The sequence below is a fragment of the Weissella paramesenteroides genome (genome assembly GCF_036327715.1).
In the GTDB taxonomy this organism is placed as follows: domain Bacteria; phylum Bacillota; class Bacilli; order Lactobacillales; family Lactobacillaceae; genus Weissella; species Weissella paramesenteroides.
On record NZ_CP130559.1, the window covers coordinates 938,376 to 956,985 of the forward strand.

20 protein-coding genes and 1 other annotated feature are annotated in these 18,610 nt (G+C 35.3%); of the genes, 9 read left to right on the forward strand and 11 right to left on the reverse strand.

From position 1 onward, the window contains the following. Positions 1-26: 26 nt before the first annotated feature. Complete coding sequence (locus QRX23_RS04540; protein ID WP_330156062.1) at positions 27-1,985, reverse strand: alpha/beta hydrolase; 1,959 nt, start codon at positions 1,983-1,985, stop codon at positions 27-29. 149 nt (positions 1,986-2,134) lie between these two features. Between QRX23_RS04540 and QRX23_RS04545 the strand changes: the two genes are divergently transcribed. Further along, complete coding sequence (locus QRX23_RS04545; protein ID WP_330156063.1) at positions 2,135-2,647, forward strand: NUDIX hydrolase; 513 nt, start codon at positions 2,135-2,137, stop codon at positions 2,645-2,647. Between the two features lie 363 nt (positions 2,648-3,010). Here QRX23_RS04545 and QRX23_RS04550 read toward each other — a convergent pair whose 3' ends face one another. Continuing rightward, positions 3,011-3,871, reverse strand: coding sequence for a lipocalin-like domain-containing protein (locus QRX23_RS04550; protein ID WP_330156064.1), 861 nt, complete (start codon positions 3,869-3,871; stop codon positions 3,011-3,013). A gap of 179 nt (positions 3,872-4,050) precedes the next feature. On the opposite strand from QRX23_RS04550, the gene QRX23_RS04555 reads away from it, so the two are divergent. Then, positions 4,051-4,611: a TetR/AcrR family transcriptional regulator gene (locus QRX23_RS04555; protein ID WP_330156065.1), complete on the forward strand. Its 561-nt coding sequence runs from the start codon at positions 4,051-4,053 to the stop codon at positions 4,609-4,611. A gap of 6 nt (positions 4,612-4,617) precedes the next feature. On the opposite strand, the gene QRX23_RS04560 is transcribed toward QRX23_RS04555, so the two are convergent. Beyond that, positions 4,618-5,193 (reverse strand): TetR/AcrR family transcriptional regulator, encoded by a 576-nt coding sequence (locus tag QRX23_RS04560; protein ID WP_330156066.1) that lies wholly within the window; start codon positions 5,191-5,193, stop codon positions 4,618-4,620. A 150-nt stretch (positions 5,194-5,343) separates the two neighbouring features. Between QRX23_RS04560 and QRX23_RS04565 the strand changes: the two genes are divergently transcribed. The 3 genes from QRX23_RS04565 to QRX23_RS04575 are packed head-to-tail and all read left to right on the forward strand — an operon-like array spanning position 5,344 to position 8,706. Next, complete coding sequence (locus tag QRX23_RS04565; protein ID WP_330156067.1) at positions 5,344-6,174, forward strand: hypothetical protein; 831 nt, start codon at positions 5,344-5,346, stop codon at positions 6,172-6,174. A gap of 14 nt (positions 6,175-6,188) precedes the next feature. Beyond that, on the forward strand, positions 6,189-7,292 hold the full coding sequence (locus tag QRX23_RS04570; protein WP_330156068.1) for a hypothetical protein: 1,104 nt from the start codon (positions 6,189-6,191) through the stop codon (positions 7,290-7,292). A 58-nt stretch (positions 7,293-7,350) separates the two neighbouring features. Beyond that, on the forward strand, positions 7,351-8,706 hold the full coding sequence (locus QRX23_RS04575) for a dihydrolipoyl dehydrogenase family protein (protein WP_330156069.1): 1,356 nt from the start codon (positions 7,351-7,353) through the stop codon (positions 8,704-8,706). A gap of 118 nt (positions 8,707-8,824) precedes the next feature. Here the strand turns inward: QRX23_RS04575 and QRX23_RS04580 are convergent, their stop codons facing one another. The 3 genes from QRX23_RS04580 to QRX23_RS04590 form a co-directional block, all read right to left on the reverse strand. Further along, positions 8,825-9,016 (reverse strand): TetR-like C-terminal domain-containing protein, encoded by a 192-nt coding sequence (locus QRX23_RS04580; protein ID WP_330156070.1) that lies wholly within the window; start codon positions 9,014-9,016, stop codon positions 8,825-8,827. A 105-nt stretch (positions 9,017-9,121) separates the two neighbouring features. Then, positions 9,122-10,036 (reverse strand): glycosyltransferase family A protein, encoded by a 915-nt coding sequence (locus tag QRX23_RS04585; protein ID WP_330156071.1) that lies wholly within the window; start codon positions 10,034-10,036, stop codon positions 9,122-9,124. A gap of 16 nt (positions 10,037-10,052) precedes the next feature. Further along, positions 10,053-11,438 carry an MFS transporter gene (locus QRX23_RS04590; RefSeq protein WP_330156072.1) on the reverse strand — a complete coding sequence of 462 codons (1,386 nt, stop codon included), beginning with the start codon at positions 11,436-11,438 and terminating at the stop codon, positions 10,053-10,055. Positions 11,439-11,654: 216 nt separating this feature from the next. Between QRX23_RS04590 and QRX23_RS04595 the strand changes: the two genes are divergently transcribed. Together QRX23_RS04595 and QRX23_RS04600 are read left to right on the forward strand one after the other, a co-directional pair. Next, positions 11,655-12,326, forward strand: coding sequence for a 2,3-bisphosphoglycerate-dependent phosphoglycerate mutase (locus QRX23_RS04595; protein ID WP_330156073.1), 672 nt, complete (start codon positions 11,655-11,657; stop codon positions 12,324-12,326). Between the two features lie 47 nt (positions 12,327-12,373). After that, positions 12,374-12,661 (forward strand): hypothetical protein, encoded by a 288-nt coding sequence (locus QRX23_RS04600; RefSeq protein ID WP_330156074.1) that lies wholly within the window; start codon positions 12,374-12,376, stop codon positions 12,659-12,661. A 54-nt stretch (positions 12,662-12,715) separates the two neighbouring features. Here the strand turns inward: QRX23_RS04600 and QRX23_RS04605 are convergent, their stop codons facing one another. Beyond that, a complete protein-coding gene (locus QRX23_RS04605; protein ID WP_330156075.1) occupies positions 12,716-13,585 on the reverse strand; it encodes a DUF975 family protein in 870 nt (289 codons plus the stop codon). Between the two features lie 150 nt (positions 13,586-13,735). Beyond that, positions 13,736-13,986: a binding site (T-box leader), on the forward strand. Between the two features lie 119 nt (positions 13,987-14,105). Here QRX23_RS04605 and QRX23_RS04610 point away from each other — a divergent pair. After that, positions 14,106-14,930 carry a MetQ/NlpA family ABC transporter substrate-binding protein gene (locus tag QRX23_RS04610; RefSeq protein ID WP_330156076.1) on the forward strand — a complete coding sequence of 275 codons (825 nt, stop codon included), beginning with the start codon at positions 14,106-14,108 and terminating at the stop codon, positions 14,928-14,930. 63 nt (positions 14,931-14,993) lie between these two features. Here the strand turns inward: QRX23_RS04610 and QRX23_RS04615 are convergent, their stop codons facing one another. Then, complete coding sequence (locus QRX23_RS04615) at positions 14,994-15,716, reverse strand: SDR family NAD(P)-dependent oxidoreductase (RefSeq protein ID WP_330156077.1); 723 nt, start codon at positions 15,714-15,716, stop codon at positions 14,994-14,996. Positions 15,717-15,837: 121 nt separating this feature from the next. Further along, a complete protein-coding gene (gene yaaA, locus QRX23_RS04620) occupies positions 15,838-16,581 on the reverse strand; it encodes a peroxide stress protein YaaA (protein WP_330156078.1) in 744 nt (247 codons plus the stop codon). Between the two features lie 172 nt (positions 16,582-16,753). On the opposite strand from yaaA, the gene QRX23_RS04625 reads away from it, so the two are divergent. Then, entirely contained in the window at positions 16,754-17,143 is a 390-nt protein-coding gene (locus QRX23_RS04625) for a tautomerase family protein (RefSeq protein WP_330156123.1), read from the forward strand. Between the two features lie 369 nt (positions 17,144-17,512). Here QRX23_RS04625 and QRX23_RS04630 read toward each other — a convergent pair whose 3' ends face one another. Continuing rightward, entirely contained in the window at positions 17,513-18,064 is a 552-nt protein-coding gene (locus tag QRX23_RS04630; RefSeq protein WP_330156079.1) for a GNAT family N-acetyltransferase, read from the reverse strand. 22 nt (positions 18,065-18,086) lie between these two features. Next, positions 18,087-18,596 carry a zeta toxin family protein gene (locus tag QRX23_RS04635; RefSeq protein WP_408068658.1) on the reverse strand — a complete coding sequence of 170 codons (510 nt, stop codon included), beginning with the start codon at positions 18,594-18,596 and terminating at the stop codon, positions 18,087-18,089. Positions 18,597-18,610 lie beyond the last annotated feature (14 nt).

Here is an 18,610-nt window from a genome sequence, read left to right on the forward strand (position 1 = left end):
TTTGAATATTCACAAATAGGCAAGGATTACTTACCCCATAAATAATCGGTTAATTTGTCGTTGACGACAGGATTATTAATATGTAATCGACTGTGTTGACCACCTTCGCCTTTAACTTCGAACTCCTGATATGAACGCGCTCTATCAGAGATTAGGTATCGTAATGATTTAACTGATTGAATTGTTACCAATCCGTCAGAAGCAGTACCATCCTTCAAATCACCATAGATATTTAGAACACGTGTATTTGTCGGGAAATTAGGTTTGCGTGCAAGTAATGTTTGATATTCTTCATGAATAATCTTGGGGCGACCAGCCTTATTTAGTGAATTTTCATGAGGTGCATCATCCCAAAGATCAGCTAAATTACCGCTTGTTGGTTGATTTGCATGACCTTTGTCTAAAATACCATTATAAGGACCTGCTAAAACAACCATTTTATTAAGTCTTGGTAGGTTTGGATCAGCACCCCAATACATGCTGTAATATACCCATGCATAGGCACCCATTGAATGACCAACAACATTGAAGTTTTTGATGTTGTACCTATTCTTTAGGTAAGCAACGATGCGATGAAGTCCCTGTGCATAACGTACTTCACCAACGCGATTGTTATCAAACTGTACCAGAATAACTGGATTGTCGTTATTACCAGTTAATCGACCTTGTACTTGTAGCTTATTATCGCGGGTGACATGAATGACCATTTCTTCAGTCACAATATTCTGTTCCGTACCAATCTTGATGAAAGATTGTTCAGCACGCAAACTACTTGACCAACCGTGCATAAAAATAGTCGGCGTAGTTGACATGATGTAGTTTTTAGAAGTTTGTGATTGTTGTTGATAAGAAGAAAATGCCCACACAGCTCCCAGAGCAGATAGGCCAATAGCGACAGGAAAAGCAATTTTGACACGATCAGCTTTCTTTTCTTCAGCACGTTGTTGCCACTTAAAATAAAATTCGGTGTCCTTAAACCTGCGAAGTAACCAAGCTAGCAAAATTGGTGCAGTCAGACCAATAATAATCCTAAAATACCAGTTATTTGTAAAGACGGACAAAGTGGTTATATCAAAAGCTGCCCGATGATAAAACATGATGATGTCCGTATTTTTACCAATAAAAGTTAGTGGTGCAAAATTACCGAGTCGTTCAAGGCCTTCGCAAATGATAAATACAACCAAGCACAGAATTGGCGGAATAATAAAAGCTTGTAGTCCATTGTGAATGTTAGAAGATTTTAGCCAAAGAACAAAGTCAAGGTTACCAGTTGCATACAAGTATAGTAGGCTAACAAAGAATAATACGCCAATACCAGCAAAAACTTGTTTGGCATGCCAATTGATTTTTGGAAATATTTTAAATGTATAGTAGCCAAGTAGCATCCAAAAAACGGCTAGGAAAGAAATCTGTGCATCCCAAGGAAAATCAGCGCTGCCAAAGAATGTGACGTTCTGTAGAGCAACCCCCAGTGCAAATGAACCAATAGCAATGGCAAATTGTAACCAAATTTTTTTAATAAAGGATATCAATAGGGTCGTCATAAAAATGGCAAGCATATAAGTAGTCATGTACCAAAATACACTCAGATAATCATCTAGGGTACTGCCACCATAGATTAGGCGTCCAAAGTAAGAAAATGTATACTCCCAGGATTGCTGTCTGAAAAAATGACTTAAAATAATTAAAATTGCCCCATTTAAAAAATAGGCAATTACTAAAGGTTTAATACGATGACCCAGCAAATAAGACCAACCCTTGAAGTCATGACTAATTTTTTTAAGGAAGAAGCCACCAATCATGAAAAATAATGGCATATGCCACCAGTAAATGGCATTATAAGTAACATCTAGTCCTTTACCAGCAACATCATTGATTGCATGTCCTGTCACGACTGCGATAATTCCAAAACATTTTGCATAATCGGCCCATAAAATTCGTTTATTCAGTTTTGGCTTGTTTGTATCTATTGTGTCTGTAGTCATAAAAAGTTAGCTATTCATCTCCTATAGTGATAAATTTTATCTTAAACTTAAAATAACGTATTTTTCCAAAAAAAACATTAAATAAGCTTTATAGTAGTACTAAAGACTATCAAACGTATATTATTTTTAAGAAAAGTGGGGAGAGATATATGAGTAAAGATAAATTTCATCGAGCTTTTGGTGTGTATGGTATTATCACGATTGAAAATGCGTTAGTTGTCATTAAGAAAAATGGTGGACCGTATATCAATCGGTTTGATTTACCTGGGGGTAGTTTGGAAGATGGTGAATTTTTAAAGGACGCAATTATACGTGAAATCAACGAGGAGACTGGTCTGCAGGTTAGCAAAGTCAATCAGCTAGGTACCACAAGTTTTAGATATCCATGGCATTATTTAGATTATGAAATGAATCAGCACATTGCGGTTTTTTATCAAGTTAGCGAATATGAAGGGGCGTTATTGGAGAAGGTTGCACAATTTGACGGACAAGATTCTTTAGGCGCTGTGTTGGTTAACCTAAACGATTTAAATGAACAAAATGCATCCCCACTGGTACTTAAAGCGAAAGATTATTTGGAACATAAATCTTTTGCAACAGAGGATGTTGAATATCAATCTTGGCGTGTTTTAAGTGATGGCGAACAAGTATTTAAGGGGTAATTTTAAAGGCACGACCATGTATCAGAAACAAATTAAAAGGGCAAGCCACCGATATAATATCAAGAACTTGCCATTCCATTTTGTTTAATTTAGTTGTCAAAGTTTGTGCTTTTATTTCGATTATGCAAAAGGGTTAGATGCTTTACTTATACTCCAGACCTGGGTACATAAATTCATAAATTAATTCACCGGAACGATTAATCGGATCTTTTCCTGGCTCAGTTATTACAAGAGATCCTGTTGCCTGATATCGAGCATAGGAAGGTTTAAGTCCCATTGTTTTAAACATTAACCGCACTGGCATAGGCATATCATTGGCAGGCACGATATTATCTAAAATTTTATGCTGAGATAGTGTGTATTCTACCTTCTTATCTTCAGAAGTGAATACATATTGGAATTTATCAGGATATTTTTTTCAGACTTTTCATCAGTATATTCATGTAACACTTCTACGTTAACATTTTTTGTGTCTTCAAAAACAAGTTCGCCGTTTTGATCTTGAATAAAGATAACGGGGAAGCGCTGGTAATTATATTTCTTGCTTGCGACCATATCAAAAACAAGCATTGAATAATCATCGAAAGCTTGCCGTGCCCAGACCCAATTATTCCATAAAGTCATATAAACGTTACTGCCCCATTGGTGATCATGATATCCTGATCCGTGAACATTTTTTGTTTCACCGTTAATCGTTATAGTCCCTGACACTTCACCTTTAGGCGCAGCACATAGCCAAGTATAAAAATTTTCTTCTTTATCACCAAAGGCCCAATAAGCAGTTCCTGGTCGGTAAGGTTTGGCTTGACAATGCAATTTAAGATCAGCACCTAGTCCATTTTCAGGTTCAATATGAATCTCATAATCTTTAAAATCACCCTTAAAAGTATGCGGTCCGATGACAACATCACATTGCTTCTTACTAAAAGAACTGTTCTTTTCATCGTAATTAAAGTGATCTTCAAAACTTTGTCCGTCTGACAAGGTTACTTTAATCGAAGCCAATGGTTGATCACTATTTTTTTTAATTGCTTCAATTCCCTTAGTAAAATCTTGAATTACCACTGTTGTACCATCATCTAAAATAGCGTCAAAATACCACCATTCCCAGTGATCACGTGCGCTGCTATTCCGACGGCCGTCTTCCCATAATTCAATTTGATTAGGATTTACTCCTAATTGTTGATAGTCTGTGGTTGTGTCCATTAAACGTGCTTTTGCCATAGTAAACTTTCCTTCCTGATTGTTTGTGTCGGCTATTGCTTCCTTATTGGAACATATTATCTCTTTTTAAAATTGTGGTTTCAAGATTTAAGGGGAGTTAATATCAGCTATTATGTATCATTTTAAAATGAGTACCTATGGTACAATTTTTTTTAAACAGTACAGAAAAGGAGTATTTTATGTCAAGGGGTCCACAAACAAATCCACCAGGGAAACGCGCCTTAGTTGAAGCTTTGTTTAGATTAATGAGCCAAAAAGATTTTTCTGATATAACTATTACCGAACTTATTCGTGACGCAAAAGTTGCTCGAGCAACCTTTTATCGTAATTTTTATACCAAAGAAGATATTGTTAAATATTTTTTGGATCTATTACAAAAAGAATTACTCGCACAAATTCCTGAGGCGAAAAAACAAATGGTGAACTTAGAAAATGTTTTTGAACCCAAAATCATGGCTAAAATATTAGAATTATCTTTTAGCTATGCTCTAAAAAATAAATTTTATCTGGTAACTCTTTACAAAAGTGGGTTAGGGGATGTTGCTCAAAAAACCTTAAATGTATTTGCAATGAATATTGCAGTTGAGCAGAATTCAGAAATTTACTATCGACTATTGTTCTTACAAGGTGCTTCGTACAATCTTTTAATGCAGTGGTTAGTAAATGGAGCTAATGAGTCGCCATACTATATGGCACATAAATTAGTGACCTACCTTGAAAGAGGAATCATTAAAAAGTAGCTGTAGCTATTTTATTAACTGTTGCAAATTATTTTGATCTAACAAGGTGACCAAAATTTCAGCCATTTCATGTGGAGATTCCTGTGCTCCTTTTTCTAACCATGCAAGCTGTACATTCGCGAATGCACCAGCGATAAAATATATTTGGTAATCATTACTGATATTTAACTTTTGAAAAATTTCTTGTGCATACTGGTTGACCATATTTTGAATTAGTTTGCTAAAACCATTATTGTAAATTAATAATAAATAGGACTTATTCATCAAGAATAATTGAAAAGATCTTTCAAACGAAGAAACTAATCTTTTAGGATCTAAATTCTTACGTATTTCTTGTTCTTTTAGCGGTTGTTTATCAATTTTGAAAGCTGCCATTAGTTGCTGATGCGTTAAGTTCATAAAGTCTTCAATAATATCTTCTTTGTAATAATAATTATGATAATAAGTCGTTCGAGCAACACCTGATTTTCTGACAATATCTGAAATGGTAATGTCAGAAAATTTTTTTTGCACTAATAATTCAAAAAAGGCATCCGTAATTGCCTTACGAGCACGTAAATTTTCAGAAACACCATGATTCATAAAACCCCTCCTTATTACTACAAAATGTAGTACTTTAACAGATTATTTTTTATTAGGAACTACAAATAACGCGAATTTTTAGCAGTTCTATCCATTGAATAATTAATTACCTACTAATATACTTTATAGCATAAAGAAGGAGGAAAATAAATGACTGAACCAACTATTGAATGCATAATTGATGGTAAGCAGATATCTTGTGCTGAACTTGAAGAAATTAAATATGAAAGAGCAAAACATGTCTTACATGAAATGAAAAGTTTAGGTGCTAAGGTAGTGTTTAAAGGAAAAGAACTCTCTGATTCAGAGATAAATTATCTATCTCGTGAGCAAGCACTGACTTTAAATACTGCTGTAAGAAGTCAATATACTCCTGACGAAATTCAAAAACTTTACAAAAATCAAATAAAAACAGCTGAACAAATGTGGAAAGAAATTGGCCGAAACTTTGTTCTTGGGAAAAGTCCAGTCAAATATAGCCAAACTTATATTAAAGCTACGGGTGTAAATCCGGACTTAATTATCAATGGTGAAAGTGATAACCAAGATGTTGCATATGAAACGGCTGATCAAAAGATGAAGCGCATTGCTGCTGAATCTACCAAAAATGCTTTTCAAATGAACCCTGAACATTTTTTCATTGCTGCTGGTTCTAATGGATTATACGGTATGGAAACCTTTGGCATGTATGGTGAACCATTTCCACAAACCATTCAACCTGGCGATGAAAGTTTGGTTCCAATCGAAAGAGATGACGAATACCCAGTAGTTTCTACAGGAATGCCAGCACTTTTGGATGGTACGCCACTTTATACAATTCCTTTCCATCAATATAAACCGTTAGATAATGGTATTGAAATGAAATTAGCTGTCGTGATGCCAGAAAGCACACCTGATGAAATTATTTGGGGACATCAACTGCACTTAGCAATTGAATTTGAAGAATCTATTAAAATGAATGCTGCTAAAAGCGATAAATAAGCGAGGAGTTTTTTATGACTGATGTTAGACTGATGGATACACCTGAAGACTATGAAAAATTAGGTATAAATCCTAATCATGTTGAAGGCTGGGAAGATGCACGTCGTGATTATGAAGGAACTGGCCATTGGGGCTGGTGGTATTCTGATTTTTTGTTAGATGATGGAACTAGTGTGGTTATCCAATTTTTCCCGAAAGACCCTCGTGATGCAACATATAACAAAGAAAAGCCTACCTTCCAGATGCTAGTGACTGACAAAGATGGTAACACATTTAAGAAAGCGCCTAATTTTGCTCCCGAAACGGCTTATTACGGTAAAGAAGAGTGTGATGTTTCTTTCGACAATGGGAAGAATATTTTCCAAGGCAACCTGAAAGATTATCATATTGTCGTTGATGACAATGATGGGTTAGGAGCAGACTTTAACTTACACTCCTTATCAAAGCCCTACCGACCAGGAACGGCCTATTTTAAATTTGGTGATGATTTTTATACTTGGTTATGTGTCGTTCCTCGTGGTGAAGTGACTGGTACACTCACCATAAATGGTAAGCAAGAACAAATTCATGGTTATGGTTATCATGATCATCAATGGGGTGGTAAACGCCATTTTTCTGAATTATGGAATAATTGGACTTGGGCTCGTCAATCATATGATGATTATTCACTATTAATCTTTGATATGGTTACCAAGGGTGAATTTGGTTATCAGCGCTTTCCAATTGCATTTGTAGAAGATAAAGACGGTAATGTTATCTTTCAGAATAAGAAAGATGTTGATTACACTCTGGTTGATAAATATAAAGATGAAAAGAGTGGTAAGAACTATCCTAGCAAGCAAGTCTTTGATTTTGATGACGGGGAAAAACATTTGCATTATGAATTAGATGCTAAAGAAGTGCTTGAAAATCAGGTTGCGGTCACTGCATATCCTAAAGAAGTTGCACAAGAAATGATTGCTAAGGGGCAAAATCCAAGTTATACCCGTTATAAAGGTGAAGGCCGCATGACAATTTCCGAAGAAGGTAAACCAAATATTTCACGCACAAACTCACTTATTTTTGAATTTATGTATCCAGGTGCAGTAAATTTTGATGAAGCATTAAAAATTAAATAAATTGTGAGATTATAAATTATACTGATGCTCGTTTGTGGTAGAAAGGGAGATGTTTTTAATGTCAAACTATGATTATGATGTAATTTTTATTGGTACTGGACATGCAGCCTTCCATGGTGCTTTTAAATTATTGAAAAATGGTAAAAAAGTAGCATTTGTTGAAAGCGATAAGTTAGGTGGTACTTGTCCAAATTATGGTTGTGATGCCAAACTTTTGTTAGATGGGCCATTTGAAGTTTTACAAGATACAGAAAATTATCATGGTTTTGGATTAGATGGTGGTCCACAGGTCAACTGGGAAGATTTAATGTCCTACAAGCATCAGTGGATTGATCGGATACCCAAAAATATGGAGCAATCTTTTCCTAAAGCTGGCATTACAGTTTATCATGGTCAGGGAACCATAATCGATCCTCACACAGTCCGTGCTGGAGAACAAGAAATCACAGCTACAAATATTGTCATTGCAACAGGACAGCATGACGCTACCTTGCCTGTGAAAGGAAGTGAGTATATTCATACTAGTAAAGATTTTCTAGTTATGGAGCACTTACCACAGTCAATGGTTATTATCGGCGCAGGTCTTATTTCAATGGAGTTTGCTTCAATGATGGTCAAAGCAGGTGTTCAAATAGATATCATTGAATTTGCCGATCGCGCACTTGCTTCATATTATCCTAAATATGTCACTAAACTAGTTGCTAAGTTAAAAAATGAAGGTGTGAACTTCCATTTTAATGAGGCGGTAGATCAGATTACTGAAGAGGATAATAAATACATTGTTACAACCCAAAGTGGTCTTTCATTTAAAACGGCATATGTGTTTGGTGCGACAGGACGTCAAGTAAATATTGATGGTCTTGGACTAGAAAACGTAGGCATTCAAGCGAGTGCTAAGGGTGTTAAGGTTAATGATCATTTACAGACATCAGTACCAAATATCTATGCCAGTGGTGATGTTATCGACAAACAGATTCCTAAATTAACGCCAACAGCAACCTTTGAATCAAATTATGTTGCTGCGCAAATTATGGAACAAAGTGTGCAACCAATTTCATATCCAGCTATTCCATCGATTGTGTTTACATTGCCACGGATTGCTGAAATTGGGCTGTCAATAGCAACTGCTGAGCAAGAGACTGATAAATATCAAATTACTGTGTTACCATATGGACAAAGTTTTGATACAAAACATGATAGTGAAGCTGAAATAACGATTGCTTTTGAGAAGTCAACTAATCAAGTTGTTGATGCAACTATATATGGTGGGGATGCGGCTAGTTTGATAAATATTTTAACTTTTGTGATAGACAAAGGACTGACATCAGCTGATTTAGAGCAGTTAATCTTTGGCTTCCCGGACGTTTCGTATTCTATATTAGGATCACTTAACCCAAACGGTATGTTAGGATAGCAAACTTTAACTACGCTGGTAAAGAAGACCTTGAAGCACATGTTTAAAGTGTTTATTTAATTGAACAGCTTACCAAAAAAGCAGCTAAATTTTTCATGAATTTAGCTGCTTCATAGTTTTAGAAGGTCCTAAAGTCTTCAGAAAGTAGTGCTATTAAAACATCTGCCATGGTTTTTGGTGTTTCTTGTGCATCACTTTTTAGCCACTGAATGATTGTATTCAATAGTGCACCCGAGAGAAAATACAATGTATATCTTTTTACAGAACGTTGTGGGAAATCTCCTAAAATTAATTCAGCGAGCTGATTCATATCTTCCTGTAGAAAGTTTCAAACCTTTGCTAGATATTACTTCAAGTATAAATAACGTATAAAAAACGACAATAACCTTAATAAAAAAGGACCATTGTCGTGTTTTTAGTTAGATTTCAAATTTGATGCTATTCGTACTGCTGCTGCCATACCACCATCCCCGTATGAAGGACAGGCCATGAACTTCTGAGAGATTGTGCTAATCTCATTTTTTGTTGCACAGGAATGTTTAATTTCGTCCTCCCAATTTGCTAGCCGTTCATCAGAAGTGGACTCGATATCAAGTAAGACTTTGACAATATTGTTTTGATACGATGTCAGATGCTTATTAATAATTTCTTCCATTAAGGACAAACGATTTGTCATACTTTTAACATTTGAGGAAGTTGGATTTGTGCGATAGGCAATCAAAGGCTGATTTACAATACCAATAGCTGCATCTGAACTTGTCTCGAGTAAACGCAAGAAAAATTCCCAATCCTCATAACCTGATTTCATCGTTTCATCGTAACCTAGACATTGCTCATATGCTTTTCTTCGAAGTAGATGAGTCGCTGGACAACAATTGTGCGATAAAAATGATTGTAAACGGCCGCCAGCTGGCTTAATAATTGCATCTAGAACGCCAAAAGTTTTCAACCAGGATGAGGCCGCCACTAGGTGGGGATGCTCATTGAGTAAGAGAGTCGTCGATTCTAGAAAAGTGGGCATTAATTTATCATCGCCATCTAGCACTAGAACAAATGGCGCATTCGTGTGTCGTATGCCATTGTTTCTGGCAGCTGAAACGCCTAGATTTTCTTGGTAAATCACATGAATCGGGACAATGGCTTGCTCTTGTTCAAGTGCGTGTAGTACTTCAAGTGATTCAAAATCAGATGAGCCATCATCGATAATATAAATGTTACTAGGTTTCACAGTTTGATTGAAAACAGATTCAACTGTTTCAAGAATTAGGTTTTTTTGATTATAGCTGGTAATAACGGCATCAATTGTTGGCGCATCACTGATTGGTTCCATGAAATTATCTCCTATTTTATCGTGTCTTGTATTTTCGACTAAGCAAGACGGTACCCAAACTGATCAAAGCTAGAATCACTAGCAGGGCATAATCTATTTTTGTACCTTGAACAGTCAACAGTGCCTTTGAACCATGTTCGAGCTGTTTAACAGAAATGACGGCAGCCAAGACATTTGTTCCAAAAGAACCGGCAAATTGTTGAAAGGTATTGAATAGTGAATTTAAATCGGCATTTAGTTCTGATTCAATATGCATACTAGCATCAGACATTGAAGTGCTGAATCCTAAGTTAAAGCCAACTCGTAATAGAATGTAAATAATGGTGATACTGAATGCAGTTGCAGCTGAGGTTGTCACAAAGAACAGACTGGTACCAATTAGAAGCAGGATACTTGAGCTAATCAATGGGACATAACTTCCATGTCTATCAAAAAGTTTACCAGCATAGGGCGAGACAGCGGCTCCTAATAATGAACCAGGTAATAAAATCAATCCAGCTGAAAAAGCACTTAAGTGTAGATTTTCTTCAGTGAATATTGGAATAACGATTGAAATACCAATGTTAATAAATTGCAGTACAAAAAAATTGATTAAGCGTAGTCTTATTACTGGCTGATGCAAAATGCTGAAATTTAAAATTTTATTTTCAGATCTTTTTAGATGCAGAAGTAATAAACTTGCAAAAACAATAAAAGCAAGCAAGAGTGAAACGAATTTCAAGCTTTGGAAACCAGCATTAGCAGCGTCCGCAAATGCTAGACTCAGACTAACAAACATAATGGTTAGCAAGACAACGCCCAACCAGTCAAATTTTTGGGTGGTATTTTTGGCCGGTAAGCGAATGTAAGTTTCACCGAGTAAAGCCGTAACTATTAGTAAAAATAGCGCAATAATAAAAATACCTCGCCAAGACCAAAATGCTGTTAATGTACCACCATAGGTAGGTCCAAGTGCTGGTGCCAAGGAAATGATCATGGCCGCAAAGCCAATATACACGCCGCGTTTGCTTTGTGGAATTAATGATAGTACCAGATGATACATGAGTGGTGTAGAGATTCCCGTTGAGATGGCCTGTAATAAGCGACCTAACAGCAGTACCGGAAAAGCACTGGCAAATAGACAAAAAATGGTTCCGATTAGATTAAAAATAATAGCAACAGTAAATAAGGTACGGGCAGAAAATTTCTTGGTCAAGAAACCGGTCGTACTCATAATAATGGTTACCATTAAAAGGTATCCTGAGGTGACCCATTGCATTGTTCCTAATGATACTGAAAATTCTCGAGTAAGGGAGGGTAAGGCAACGTTTAATGATGTTTCTATTAAAATACCTAGAAACGACAATAAAGCAACTGCACTAATGGCATATTTTGTTTGTTTACTAACAACTTGGCTTTCCATGAAAATCCAACTTCCTTTCAAAAACATTGTTGTATAAATAAAATATCAACACGCATTCATCTTACAACTTTGGTAGCAAAAAACAAATTTAAAAAGCATGTTACATATTTAACAAATAGTAAGTTGCGTTTATAATGGAGTCATTATGGTAATGTTTTACCATCGGAATAATTGAAGCTTTTTTACAAATTGCACAATAAATTAAGGAGACTGAACATGGTTAAATTAATCCTGATGCGTCACGGTGAGAGTACTGCAAATAAAGACAATACTTTTACTGGCTGGACCGACGCAGCACTTACAGATAAAGGACGTGCACAAGCGAAAGAAGCTGGTGAAATATTAAGTAAAGAGCATATTCAGATCGATGATGTGCACACATCATTGTTAAAGCGAACCATTACCACTGCTTATATTGTTTGTGATGTATTGGCAATCAACTGGATATCAATTTTTAAAGCGTGGCAATTAAATGAACGCCATTATGGTGCTTTGGCAGGACTGGATAAGGACGAAGCACGTCGTCGGTTTGGTAAACAACAGGTTGAGCAGTGGCGCCGCGGTTATCAAGATATACCACCACAATTGTCGGTTAGAGACCATCAACCGATTTATGATCGCATTGGTGTAGATGTACCATTGTCTGAGAGTTTAGAGATGACCTTTGTAAGAGTTAAAAATTATTGGGATTTGAACATTGTGCCACGTTTGCAAGCAGGTAGAAATGAAATGATTGTTGCCCATGGTAGCAGCCTACGTGTCTTAATTAAATATTTGGATCAGGTTGCTGATGATCAATTGGACCAAATTGATGTACCAAATGCTAAACCTATTATTTATACGTTGGATGATCATTTACGAGTTGTTAATAAGCAGGTATTTAAGTAGTGTATTGTCAATACTCAGAATATTTTTTGGAAAACAGGGTGCCCATTATGAAATATATTGAAACAATTGATGGTAGCGAACTCCATATTCGTGAAGGTGTTTTGCATTTGATGGGGAAAAGACGCCACATAGCTAAGGATGTTTGGATTATTGTGGGGGATGATGCACAAATTGAAACAGAGTATTATGAAACCGAGACACCAGATAGACTAGGTTTTACGAAGTTTTTAGTTATTCCACGCAACGATAAACAGTTGATTGAAATAATTGAAGAAGTTGGGTTAGAAAATGCCAGTCAATCAGGCAAGCAACAATTAATCATTGTTGAAAAATAATACTATAAAAATGCGAGCGTCACATTTTTGTGATACTCGCATTTTCTTTATATCTTAAATTTGATTTGAAGGCTCTAATATAATTGGTTGAATCTTTTTTTGTTCGTTTGAATCATCAAGGTGTGATTGTTTATTTTGCGCGTCATTTAATACGTCAAAATATCCTGCTAGTGTTAGTACCATATAGGGGATGGTATAAAAACCAGCTAAACCTAATGTAACCAATGTTAACAATCCCCACCAGAAGAAACTTAATTGCATAACAAACAGCTCCCAGCGGTGACCGACCATCAATTCACGCGATTTTGCAATTAATTGAAAGCCCTTGAGTGATTGATCATTATATCCTACAAAGGGTACCAAGATATACTTATACCACTTTATAATATAAATAAAGGTAAACACTACTAACAAAATGATTCCAATCGCTAGTAACCAATAGACAAAACTTGGTACAATCGTATAACTTAATTGTGCGATAATCATAATCAAGGCTGAAGCTTGGATCATTAATTCGCCAAGAAATGCTAAAATTGCCCAACCGATGAGATAGATTGCAATCATCCAGACACTCAGCCATAAGGTTTTTTGCCAAGACTTTGTGAGGTAAGTTTTAAACCATGATTGCATTGGACGCGCTGTCACTGTTTCATCGCGTAATTGTTTAATAGATTGATATGATTGAATATATTGGGCATAAATGACGACAACAGCTCCGACAATTGATAGGATTAAATTTAAAATTAGTGGTGTTGTGGCTGTATTGTTTTCATCCATCAGGAAAGAAATTAAAAATTCCAGATAAAGTATGACAATGACCGGTGCCTGTAGACCAACATTTCCCCATAAGTCTCTGTGTAGAACTGCTTTAGCGTTTTGTTTTAATTGTTTGCGAATGGATTTTCTGTCATAAGGTGTGTCCATGTTTTCCTCCTTGATCATTTCTAATACTAGGGTAACATAATTTAATTAATCCGTAAGGGGAGTACACAATTTAATTATAATCAACTGTAAAATAAAAATGAGATAAATTTAATATACTTATTGACTTTTCATTTTTAGCCAAATATAATGAGTGCAACGAGGAAGAGGTAAGTAGTTAAACCTAAGTTGTTTAGAGAGTTGTGTGAGGTGGAAAACAACCAATCTTAGTTAACGAAAATGGCCTTAGAGTGTGAGAAATGATGAGTCATTGTGATGAGTTGTTTCCGGTAGTGCCCGTTATCGCGCTAGAGTATCACCGCATAAATGCGCGTACTTAATTTGAGTGTCCATTTTATTTGGACAGAACTCGGGTGGTAACACGATGATTAGTCGTCCCGTTGCTATGACATTATGTCGTGGCAACGGGACTTTTTATTTGGAGGGGAAATGAATAGTTGTAGTTGTTAAGCAAGATTTTAAGTATTAAGAAATGGTAGTTTTGATTATTAAGGAGAAGATTATGAAGAATAGTATTAAATTTAGCATTGGCTTAGCCACGGTGACATTGGCTACTTTAGCTGTTGCACCATTAAGTGTTAATGCAGCATCAAGTAAGACAGTAACAGTAGGTGTTGTTGGTGATACATCACGTGAACTTTGGCAAGATATTGGTCAAAGAGCACAAAAGAAATATGGTATCACCATTAAACTGAAAGAATTCAACGACTATGTTAAACCAAATCAAGCGTTGGTTGATGGTAGCTTGGATCTAAATGCTTTCCAAACAAAGATTTTCTTTGATGATCAAAATAAGAAGATGGGCAATAAGTTGCAGTCAATTGGTAAGACGGTGATTGTCCCAATGCGTCTTTATTCTCTAAAGGCTGATAAGATTAGCGAAATCAAAAAAGGGTCAACAATTGCTGTGCCCAATGACGCAACTAATGAAGCACGTGCTTTGAATGTCTTAGTACAGGCTAAATTAATTAAGTACAATAAGCAGGTCACTGATCCAACCGCTAAGGATATTACTTATAATCCCAAAAACTTGAAGATTAAAGAAGTAGATGCTGGCCAAGCTGTTTCATCATTACAAACGGCAGATGCTGCTGTCATTAATGGTAATTTTGCGCATGATGCAAACTTGAAAGATAAGAACATCTTATTAACGCAAAATCTGAAAAAGAATGTTAGTCCATATATCAACTTAATCGCTGCTCGTAAAAGTGAAGCAAACAAGAAAGTGTATAAGCAAATTGTAAAGCTTTATCAAACAAAGGAGACAAAAACTGAGATTAAAAAGTTGTTTGGTAATTCTCAGTATGCAGCTTGGAATTTGAAGTAGACTGAAATTCAAAAAACCACCCCAAAAGTTAGAGTTTGGGGTGGTTTTACTAATGTTGTTTGATCAGTCTTGAATTTCTGAGAGAATGTTACCATTTGGCCCAATAATTTTACCATTCTGATCCTTGTCAGCTAGCATAGTATTAATGATATCACGAGCCCCTTCGGCAACTGATCTCATATACGGTCCTTGTCTATGATCATTGATATCTGTTGAAACACCGCCAGGGAAAATACCAAAGATTGAAATTGGCAATTCTTTGTTGATAACATCAACAGCTAATGTTTGAATAAGACCATTCAAAGCTATTTTAGAAACGCGATAAGCTGCTGGATTATACCAAGTTGTTGCTGTGAATGGACCAGTGATGGCTACAATTTTGCCCTTATTTTGCTTAATAACGGGTAAAAAGTGTTGAATAACTTGCAAAGTTCCCCAAAAATTTATATCAAGTGTTTCTTTATAATCTGAAAGAGGTGTGTCTAAGGCTGGTTTTTGCATATCAGCAGCAATTCCTGCATTATTCACGAGAATATCTAAATCGGGATGTTCTTTTTCAACATAATTGGCGGCATTTATCAAAGACTCTGGATTTTGAAGGTCAACTTGTACCAAATCAAGCTGTGATCGTGTAACCCCAGCTTGAACCAATTCATGCAGAGCAATCTGTCCTTTTGATAAATCTCTAACACCTAAAATAACTTTGTAACCTTTTAGTCCCAGCTGTTTACTCATCTCAAGGCCGATACCACGATTTGCTCCAGTAATTAAAATTTTATGTGTCATTAGTTCTCCCTATATATTGAACAACAAAATTATCTTTATTTGGTTAATTTGTTTTTTGGCTACCAGCTACTCTGTAGTAACTAAACGAAGGTTATAAAATATGTCTTAAATCTACCATTAACTACTTTTTATTAACAAACAACAATCTTTTTGCAGTTGAAAGAGCTGCATCAAAGGTATATGTTTCAGATTGAAAACTTTTCAGTTGTTCGACGGTTGTTAGTTGATTTTCAACGATAAAACGAACCATTTCGCCACGCGCAATCTTTGCCAATGTGGCTTTTATTTTTAGTTTGCCATCTATAAAGTGTGCAAATATAACATCAATGAATTGATCATCTGCTTCTAAATAGGGTGTGATTGCTTGAGAATATTCTTTAGAAGCCAAATTAATGATTGGACCTTGTTGATGTACGGCACGATATAATTTATCGCCCCAAAATTCATATAGATTTTTATTATCAGCAACTTGTAATTGAGCGCTCATCTCTAATCGATAAAGAACGATTCCATCAAAAGGACGTAAAGCACCGTAGAATCCAGATAAAATCCAGAGTGTTTCTTGCAAATAATCTAAAGCAGTTGAACTAAAAATGCTTGGTGCCATATACTGGTACTGAATACCTGAGTAACTTAATATGGCCGGTGTTAAAGGATGCTGTAAATCCATATGTTGTAGGTTTTGGTAGTTTTCTTTCGTCAATTTGTCACTCGTATGCCATAATTTTTGAACATCCGCGTAGGACAAAGTACGCATTTCTTGAAGAATTTGAGCAGTGTTCTGTAAATAACGTGGTGTATTCATTGGCAGAAAGTTTTCTTCGTCAACGATCATTTTCTTTGCGGGTGAAATAATAATTTGCATAATAAACTACCTCAGTTTAGGAATCTTTCTCGTTGTATCAGGTCTTTATTAATAAATGCTCTTTAATGAATTAAGTAGTAAAATAAAAAACTAGATACAATAGATATTGCTATGAATATTCTAACGTATTTACTACGATATTTAAAAAGGGACTATGAAAGAGGGGAATATCATGCCACTTGTACGATTTGATTTAATTAAAGGACGCACACAAGCAGATATTGAAAACATTATGAAGATTACTCAGGACACGGTTGTTAAGGACTTTCATGTCGATCAACGAGATTGTTACCAAATAGTAACTCAGCATGAATCCTATGAGATGAATATTATGGATACAGGTCTGGATATTGAGAGAAGTCAAAATGTGCTAGTTATATCTATTACGAGTCGTCCAAGGGAGAAAAGTGACATAGAGAATTTCTATGCTGACTTAGCAAACGGTTTGTCAGAAAAGAAGCTTGTTGAGAAGAATGATTTAGTTATAAATATGACTATTAATGGGGATGCTAATTGGAGCTTTGGTTTTGGTGAAGCACAGTTTTTGACAGGTAAGTTATAGAATAAAAACTATGTAATCTATTGATAATTATATTAAACAAACTGGACTTCCTAAGTAGATTTTTTCTTAGGAAGTCCAGTTTGTTTTTTTTCTTTTAACTAGAACTACAACACTATTTTTAGAAATGATAATTATTTGGTATGGTGTACAATATTTGTGCCAAAGTGCAGTTGTTTGGAAGTTTATAGATAATGTTTTTGTTGTGGTTATAAATTACTTAATTAGTAAATTGATAATTTTTAGAAAGAAACGATAATAGCATTATTTGAAAGTTAATCTTGATTACAAAAAGCATCTCGAAAGTTAGGATTTCTAACTACGAGATGCTTTTATATGATGATTAAAGGTGAGTACTATAGGCAGTTGATGTTAACGACGATTTTCCCACTCAACTTTAAGTATTGTCCAAATATTGCCATTATGAAAGCCGTCTGACAATAGTTCGTTGGCCCGAATTGTACCATCTAAATGAAAGCCTGCTTTTTGAGCAACATGATTACTACGCGCATTATCAACTGCCGCATGGATTTCTATTTTATTAACCTTATAATCATTAAACCCTATTTGGCACATGCCAACTACAGCGCGATGCATGATGCCCTTACCGATAAATCTAGTTCCTAGCCAGTAGCCAATTTCTGCACTTTGATCCATTTCTCTAAATCTATTAAAGCTAATCATACCGGCAGGTTGATTTTTATAAAGGATAATCAGATTTAATGAATAACCTGTGCCAAAGTGTTTCATCACTTCATATAAAAATTTTTCTTCATCTGCAATGGCCTTTGTATATGATACCCATGGCAACCACATTTCTAACTCTTTTCGACTTTCATTAATTAATTGGAACATGGCTTCAGCGTCAATTTTTGGTCTAGGCAGTGCTAGACTGACTTCGTTGTCGATTTGATATGTAAACATTTTGTTCCTCCATAAAAATTTTTTATAAATTATTAAACTGGCTATTAGTAATATCTTTGATAATTTGATTAAAAAAAGCTTGAGTATTACCATTTGTAAGATGACGTTCTTTAGAATTCTTAAGATAATCGTCAGGAAGCCACCATTTTTTTAACGTAAGGATTGAAAAAGGATTTTCTTTAAGCTGATTTTGTCTAACAGTTACAGAAAAAGGGATATCTAGATAGTAAACAAAAGCTTTATTATGAAAATTTTGAACAATTTTATTTAGCATTTTTCCATAAACATCTTTTTTTAGAATTCCTTCTAGTATGATGATTTTATAATGATGTACTCCAAAATTTATTAAAGTTTCGAGTAAATTAACTGTTGTAGTTCCAACATGATCATGGGTGTGTAATATCTCTCGGCGAAGAATATCTTGTTGAAGTAATAGGCAATCTTCATATCCAAAATATTGCTGTAACTGTTTTGCCAAAACAGTTTTACCACTACCAGAATTACCTCTAATTAGAATAAAGATAGGTTGCATAGTACTCTCCATGT

What these genes read in the sequence shown, in the direction of transcription:
- QRX23_RS04540 (WP_330156062.1), bottom strand. Translation starts at nt 1,985, where the DNA reads ATGACTACAGACACAATAGATACAAACAAGCCAAAACTGAATAAACGA.
- QRX23_RS04545 (WP_330156063.1), top strand. Translation starts at nt 2,135, where the DNA reads ATGAGTAAAGATAAATTTCATCGAGCTTTTGGTGTGTATGGTATTATC.
- QRX23_RS04550 (WP_330156064.1), bottom strand. Translation starts at nt 3,871, where the DNA reads ATGGCAAAAGCACGTTTAATGGACACAACCACAGACTATCAACAATTA.
- QRX23_RS04555 (WP_330156065.1), top strand. Translation starts at nt 4,051, where the DNA reads ATGTCAAGGGGTCCACAAACAAATCCACCAGGGAAACGCGCCTTAGTT.
- QRX23_RS04560 (WP_330156066.1), bottom strand. Translation starts at nt 5,193, where the DNA reads ATGAATCATGGTGTTTCTGAAAATTTACGTGCTCGTAAGGCAATTACG.
- QRX23_RS04565 (WP_330156067.1), top strand. Translation starts at nt 5,344, where the DNA reads ATGACTGAACCAACTATTGAATGCATAATTGATGGTAAGCAGATATCT.
- QRX23_RS04570 (WP_330156068.1), top strand. Translation starts at nt 6,189, where the DNA reads ATGACTGATGTTAGACTGATGGATACACCTGAAGACTATGAAAAATTA.
- QRX23_RS04575 (WP_330156069.1), top strand. Translation starts at nt 7,351, where the DNA reads ATGTCAAACTATGATTATGATGTAATTTTTATTGGTACTGGACATGCA.
- QRX23_RS04580 (WP_330156070.1), bottom strand. Translation starts at nt 9,016, where the DNA reads ATGAATCAGCTCGCTGAATTAATTTTAGGAGATTTCCCACAACGTTCT.
- QRX23_RS04585 (WP_330156071.1), bottom strand. Translation starts at nt 10,036, where the DNA reads ATGGAACCAATCAGTGATGCGCCAACAATTGATGCCGTTATTACCAGC.
- QRX23_RS04590 (WP_330156072.1), bottom strand. Translation starts at nt 11,438, where the DNA reads ATGGAAAGCCAAGTTGTTAGTAAACAAACAAAATATGCCATTAGTGCA.
- QRX23_RS04595 (WP_330156073.1), top strand. Translation starts at nt 11,655, where the DNA reads ATGGTTAAATTAATCCTGATGCGTCACGGTGAGAGTACTGCAAATAAA.
- QRX23_RS04600 (WP_330156074.1), top strand. Translation starts at nt 12,374, where the DNA reads ATGAAATATATTGAAACAATTGATGGTAGCGAACTCCATATTCGTGAA.
- QRX23_RS04605 (WP_330156075.1), bottom strand. Translation starts at nt 13,585, where the DNA reads ATGGACACACCTTATGACAGAAAATCCATTCGCAAACAATTAAAACAA.
- QRX23_RS04610 (WP_330156076.1), top strand. Translation starts at nt 14,106, where the DNA reads ATGAAGAATAGTATTAAATTTAGCATTGGCTTAGCCACGGTGACATTG.
- QRX23_RS04615 (WP_330156077.1), bottom strand. Translation starts at nt 15,716, where the DNA reads ATGACACATAAAATTTTAATTACTGGAGCAAATCGTGGTATCGGCCTT.
- yaaA (WP_330156078.1), bottom strand. Translation starts at nt 16,581, where the DNA reads ATGCAAATTATTATTTCACCCGCAAAGAAAATGATCGTTGACGAAGAA.
- QRX23_RS04625 (WP_330156123.1), top strand. Translation starts at nt 16,754, where the DNA reads ATGCCACTTGTACGATTTGATTTAATTAAAGGACGCACACAAGCAGAT.
- QRX23_RS04630 (WP_330156079.1), bottom strand. Translation starts at nt 18,064, where the DNA reads ATGTTTACATATCAAATCGACAACGAAGTCAGTCTAGCACTGCCTAGA.
- QRX23_RS04635 (WP_408068658.1), bottom strand. Translation starts at nt 18,596, where the DNA reads ATGCAACCTATCTTTATTCTAATTAGAGGTAATTCTGGTAGTGGTAAA.